Origin of the sequence: Streptomyces cupreus (assembly GCF_014257025.1) — a bacterium.
Taxonomy (GTDB): Bacteria; Actinomycetota; Actinomycetes; order Streptomycetales; family Streptomycetaceae; genus Streptomyces; species Streptomyces cupreus.
In genome coordinates this window covers 1-5,257 of sequence record NZ_JACMSF010000134.1, presented here as the reverse complement: position 1 = coordinate 5,257, position 5,257 = coordinate 1, and the positions used below count along the sequence as shown (strand labels likewise).

The window sequence follows — 5,257 nt, the reverse complement described above, 5'->3', positions numbered from 1 at the left end:
CGCGGTCACCTGGGGGAAGATCGCCAACATCCTCCAGCAGCGCGGCGAAGTCGACGAAGCCCTCGAACTGCAGCTCAAGCGCTTGGAAGTCAATAAGCAGCTAGGCGACATGGCGGGCATCGCGGCCGCCACCTGGGATCTGGCGCAAATCGATCTGAGTCGCCAAGATTTCGACGCAGCGATGCCGAGGCTGATCTCCTCGTTTCAGCTCCTTCTGAAGCTTCAACGGCCGGATGGCATCGCGGTCGTCGGGACTACCCTGGGCCAATTTCTGCTGGCCGCGGGTGAACGCGAGCAAGCCCGACAGGTGTTGCAGGCGAGCCGAGCAGCTGCCGCCAAGATCGGTTTTGCGGACACTGTTGACCTACTTGATGAACTACTGAACGCCACCGGCGACGAAAACGAGGAATGATGATCATCGAGTTTGCTGGAGTGGACGTCGAAGCCGCCATGAAGAGCGTCGCCGCGTTGACCGCGAGCTGGGGCTACCCACCCGAACCAGCTCCGACGCCGGAACCCGCAACCAGTCCGGAATCCAAGGGAGTCGATCCCGTCGCGGTGGCATCCCTGATCGTGTCCATTCCATCGGCCATGCTCGCGGTCGCGGACATCGCCGACCGTATCCACAAACGACGCCGTGCGGCCGAGCTCATCGAACGCGCCCGACAGCTCAGGACGCAGCAGGGGGCGGCACGACTCGTGTGCGGAGACCGCTCCGTCGACCTGGCCACTCTCACCTCCGACCAGCTTCTGGACCTCATCGCCGACGAACCAACAGCAACTTGACGCCAGGAACACGGCCGGACGGCCCGGACCCGGTTCCGACCCGACGAACCCGGAGCCGTAGCTGTCCGTGGGAGAGGGACGTGTGTCAAGGAATCTCGCACGTCATTCCTTGACACATGTGCCCCTGCGTTGGCCGCACCACAAGCGCACCAGATCGAGCGGGGAACAGCGGGGAATCACGGTGCAAAGCGGCCGAGCCCGGAAAGGCCTCGAGCCAGTCGTTTGAGCAGGTCAGCATCTACAGCAGGCCGTCGATGTCCGCAGCTTCCCAAGCTGATGGCTGCCAACCAAAGGACCTTGACGTCAGCCCGTGTAGCTCAGCTGCAGCACGGTCAGTGTCTTGGTGACCTGCCCGACCAGCAGCACCGCGATCGCGTGCTCGGTCGCGAGCATCCGCACCACCCCGTCGTCCTCGCCGTACACCTCGGTCGCGCCGATCGGGTCCTCGCAGGCCGCCGCGAGAGCGAGCGCCAGCTGCTCGCTCTCGGCCGGCGGCATCGCGTCGTGCACCGCTTCCGTGCCGGTGCCGTACTTCAGGCGATAGGTCATCAGGCGACGCCGCGAGCACGGGCGGCAGCGGCCTGGGCCTGGATGCGGTCGGTGACGTCGATCCACTCGCCCGGGATTTCACCGGTCTCGGCCTCGGTCCTGGCGAGCTCGCGTCCGCGTTCGGCGGCGGCCATGAGGTCGGAGGCGATCTGCTGCCACTTGGCGAAGACCGTGACGATCTCGTGGACCTGGGCACGGTTGATCTCGCCGAGGAACCGCTGCTTAGCGGCGGGGCTGCCGAGCGCCTCGCAGATCGTCTCGATGGTCCAGTTCCGCTCGCTCATCGCCTGAGCCTCCGACAGTCGTCGCGGGTCCCGTGACCCACGGTACGCGGACCAGGCGAGGGCTGGGGAGGGAGTACGGAGGTTAGGCGGCATCGGAGGCCTCCTCCTGGAGCTGACGGACGACGGCTCGGCGGCCCCGGCTGACCTCGATCAGGCCGTCCTTCTTGAGCTGGGTGAAGGCGCGGTGAGCGGTGCCGACCGAGACGCCGTGGGCCTGGGCGATGTCGCCGACGGTGGGGACGTCCTCGCCGGGCAGCATCGTGCTGTCCTTGATGGCGTCAGCGAGATCCTTCGCGATCACTTCCCACGGAGCGAGGTCACGCGGTGGGGCCGCTTCCGCCTTGATGGTCCGGCCGATGGGGCCCACGGCCACATCCGGTCGGGCCTGCACGGCAGCCTCGCACTGGCCGCACAGGGCCTCTGCTCCGTCCTCCGTGACCACGAGCATCGCCCACAGCGATTCGTTCCCGCACTCGCAGGCCAGGCGCAGGCCGTTGATGACGGTGGTGACCGGCTGCTCGGCCAGCAGTCCTTCCGGCACCGGCAGTTGCTTGGCGAAGGCAGTGACAGCCTGGCGGTCGGACGTGGCCAGGAAGGCCGCGTAGTACTTGAGCGTGGTCGCTCCTCCGCCGCCGTGTCCCACCCGGCCGGCAACTGTTCGTACGTCGGCACCGGCGCCCAAGAGCTCGGTCACGTTGTACGCACGCAGGTCCTTCAGGCGGTGGGTGTGGATCTTCAGCTTCTTCGCGCGGCGGCGGTATCGCTGGCTGACGCTCGACGGCACGAGCGGGGCCATGCTGTCGGCTTCACCGGAGAACACGAAAGCGTCACGGGCGAGTTCACCGCCGAGCACCTTGCAGCGTTCCTCGGCGCGGGCTCGGTGGGCGACCAGAACGGAGCGCGTGATGACATCGATGGCCTGCTTACGGCGCTGGTGGGTCTTGGTGTCCTTGATCCTGCGACCGTTGTTGGAGTGCTTCACGAAGAGTTCGAGACGGTCGAGGTTGATGTCCGACCAGCGCAGAGCGCACATCTCGCCACGGCGTGAGCCGCTGACCATCATCATGAACAGGAACGTTCCCCAGTCCAGGTCCCGCTGCCAGGCGGTGTTCAGAACCAGCGCTGCTTCCTCGGGAGTTGGAGGGTCGGGGTTGGGCTTGGGTTGGGATGGCGGTTCAGCGAGGGCCGCCACGTTCGTCGTCACGTAACCCCAGCGCAGGCCGCGGTTGAGCGCCGGGCGCAGGATGAAGTGAATCTTGCGGACGGAGTTCGCGGCGAGCGGCTCGCACAGGTGCTTTCGCTTCGTCTTGGGGTCGGTCTTGCCGTTTCGCCGCCCTTCGCATTGCTCCTGGCACTGCCGGAGACGGGCGTAGAACAACTCCAGCATCTCGGCGGTCAGCTTCCCGGCCTTGAGGTCGCCGAACGTGGGCTTGAGGTAATTGCGGATGATGCCCTCGGCCCGCTCGTACGACGTCTCGTCGAGTTCCGCGACACCCAGCCACCGGTCGAGCAGGAACGACATGGTCACCTGCGTCTTGGGGTGACGCTGTTCGTCGACCTGGTGGAGGAGCCTCGTGCGGACCTTCTCGGCCTCCACCGCGTCAGCGGCCTGCTCGTGGAGGTAGAGGTCCTTCTTCGTGAGGGGGTCACGCCCGGCGTAGACCCGGACCTGGAAGCCGGCCCCGTTGGGCCGGATGCTGCCGCGCTGACGTCGTCTTGTCGTCGTGGTCGCCATGGTCTCGAACCTATTCATGGTTAATGCCATGGCTACGACGAACAGCGCGCCTACCCGTGAGAGGTAAACGCGCTGGTCAGAGACTGTGCCCCCGGCAGGATTCGAACCTGCGACACCCGCTTTAGGAGAGCGGTGCTCTATCCCCTGAGCTACGAAGGCGGACGGTGACCCGTGGGGTCACAGGCGTCAGGGTACCGGATCTGGTCGGGGTGGGGTCAGGTGATCGGGACGTGGGTGAAGCGGGAGGCGGACTTGAGGTCTGTTTCGATGGCCTTGGCTGTTGAGTGGAGGGCCGGGAGGATTGTGCGTTCGCAGTCCGAGAGGGTGTGGCGGGCCGCGTGCATGGCCACCCCGACTGCCGCCACCCGGGCGCCCGTGCGGGTGTCTCGGATCGGGACCGCGATCGTGCGTAGGCCCTTTTCCAGTTCCTCGTCCAGGAGAGCGTGGTCACGGTCGGGGGACAGCAGGACCTGGCCCAGTGCCGTTTCCGGTGCCGGGGCTCGGGTGCCCGGGGGGATCGTCACGCTCATGACCCGGTGGGCCGTTGCTTCCGCCGTGTAGACGATCTCCTTGCCGTCGGGGGTCAAGGTCGCCAGGGACGTCGATTCCTGGATGCGGGTCGTCAGGTCCGTCAGGTGGGGGGTCGCCAGACGGGGGAGTGTGGTGCGGGAGAGTGGGGGGAAGCCCAGGGACAGGACCCTCGGTGTGAGTGCGTACGTGCGGTCGTCCGGGCGGGTCACCAGGCCCAGATGCTCGTACGTGATCAGCGCTCTGCGTGCCGTCGCCCTCGCCAGGCCCGTCGCCTGGGCCACCTCCGTCAGCGTCAGGCGTGCCCTTCCCTCGCCGAACGCCGTCAGGACCGTCAGCCCACGGGCCAGCGATTCCACGAAGTCCCGGCCCAGTTCCTGCTTCGACGCCCCCGTCCACGCCGCCAGTGCCGAGGGGGGCGGGGGCGGTTCCGCCGCGGGGGCCCTTCTCAGCTCCCGTTCCATCGTCGCCACCGCCCGCCTCAGCCTCGGCAGCAGCGCCTCGCGCAGGTCCGTCGCCGTGTGGCGGCTCGTGTGGCTCACCACGCTTGCCACGCAGGCGATCCGGTGTGTGCCCGGTTCCCGTACGGGGACCGACAGCGCCACCAGGCCCGGTTCGATCAACTGGTCGTCCAGCGCCCAGCCGTCCTCCCGGGCCCGCGCCACCCGCACCACGAACTCCTCTTCCCCATAAGGCCGTTCCCTCGGCGGTACGGCCGAGAACTCCCTGTTCTCCGGGTCTCTCGCCAAACGCGCGCGCCATGACCGCCACCCCTCCTCCGTCCACTCCATGGCGAACAGCGGGCCGGGGGCGGTGCGTTCGGCGGGGAGGAGGTCGCCGATGCGGAAGCTGAGGGACATCGCCCGGCGGCGGGTGGCCTGGTGGATGAAGCGGATGCCGTCGGCGTCGGGCACCGCCAGGGAGACCGACTCGTCCAGTTCGTCGGCCAACTCGTCGGCCTGCCCGGCCAGCAACGCCGGCAGGCGCAGGGACGCCAGGTAGGCGTTGCCCAGGTCCATCAGACGGGGGGTGAGAACCGCGTCCCGGCCGTCGAGACGGACGTACCCCATGCGGGCGAGGGTGGAGGTGATGCGGTCGACCGTGGAGCGGGCCAGGCCCGTGGCGCGCTCCAGTCCGCTCGGGCTCATGGTCCCGCCGGCCTCCGTCAGTTCCCGCAGCACCGAGACCCCCCGGATCAACGGCGCGACCGCCTCGGCGGGCACAGCGGCCCGATCGGCGGCGGTCGTGGTGTGTACGGGCATCAGCTCTCCGGTACGGCGGTCTCGGCACGCCTACCGTAATGCCGCGTCATGCCGTCTACGGACCCTCAGCGCGGCGTCATGCCGCCCACGCATCCTCAGCACCGGTCAGCCGC

The 5,257-nt window shown here is 68.0% G+C and carries 6 protein-coding genes and 1 tRNA gene; 2 read left to right on the top strand and 5 right to left on the bottom strand.

What is annotated here, in order from left to right:
• The coding region (locus H4N64_RS43780) for a tetratricopeptide repeat protein (protein ID WP_186288203.1) at positions 1–412 on the top strand (412 nt) is incomplete at its 5' end.
• A complete protein-coding gene (locus H4N64_RS43775) occupies positions 409–786 on the top strand; it encodes a hypothetical protein (RefSeq protein WP_260860439.1) in 378 nt (125 codons plus the stop codon). The genes H4N64_RS43780 and H4N64_RS43775, both read left to right, overlap by 4 nt.
• 303 nt (positions 787–1,089) lie before the next feature.
• Here the strand turns inward: H4N64_RS43775 and H4N64_RS43770 are convergent, their stop codons facing one another.
• The 5 genes from H4N64_RS43770 to H4N64_RS43750 form a co-directional block, all read right to left on the bottom strand.
• The gene (locus H4N64_RS43770; RefSeq protein WP_186288202.1) at positions 1,090–1,335 is read right to left on the bottom strand and encodes a hypothetical protein; all 246 of its coding nucleotides are present in this window, start codon (positions 1,333–1,335) and stop codon (positions 1,090–1,092) included.
• Positions 1,335–1,619: a hypothetical protein gene (locus H4N64_RS43765; protein WP_186288201.1), complete on the bottom strand. Its 285-nt coding sequence runs from the start codon at positions 1,617–1,619 to the stop codon at positions 1,335–1,337. Before H4N64_RS43765 ends, H4N64_RS43770 begins: the two co-directional genes overlap by 1 nt.
• A gap of 82 nt (positions 1,620–1,701) precedes the next feature.
• Positions 1,702–3,354 carry a tyrosine-type recombinase/integrase gene (locus H4N64_RS43760; RefSeq protein ID WP_186288200.1) on the bottom strand — a complete coding sequence of 551 codons (1,653 nt, stop codon included), beginning with the start codon at positions 3,352–3,354 and terminating at the stop codon, positions 1,702–1,704.
• An 86-nt stretch (positions 3,355–3,440) separates the two neighbouring features.
• A tRNA-Arg gene (locus H4N64_RS43755) sits at positions 3,441–3,513 on the bottom strand.
• A 56-nt stretch (positions 3,514–3,569) separates the two neighbouring features.
• A complete protein-coding gene (locus H4N64_RS43750; RefSeq protein WP_186288199.1) occupies positions 3,570–5,144 on the bottom strand; it encodes an IclR family transcriptional regulator domain-containing protein in 1,575 nt (524 codons plus the stop codon).
• Positions 5,145–5,257 lie beyond the last annotated feature (113 nt).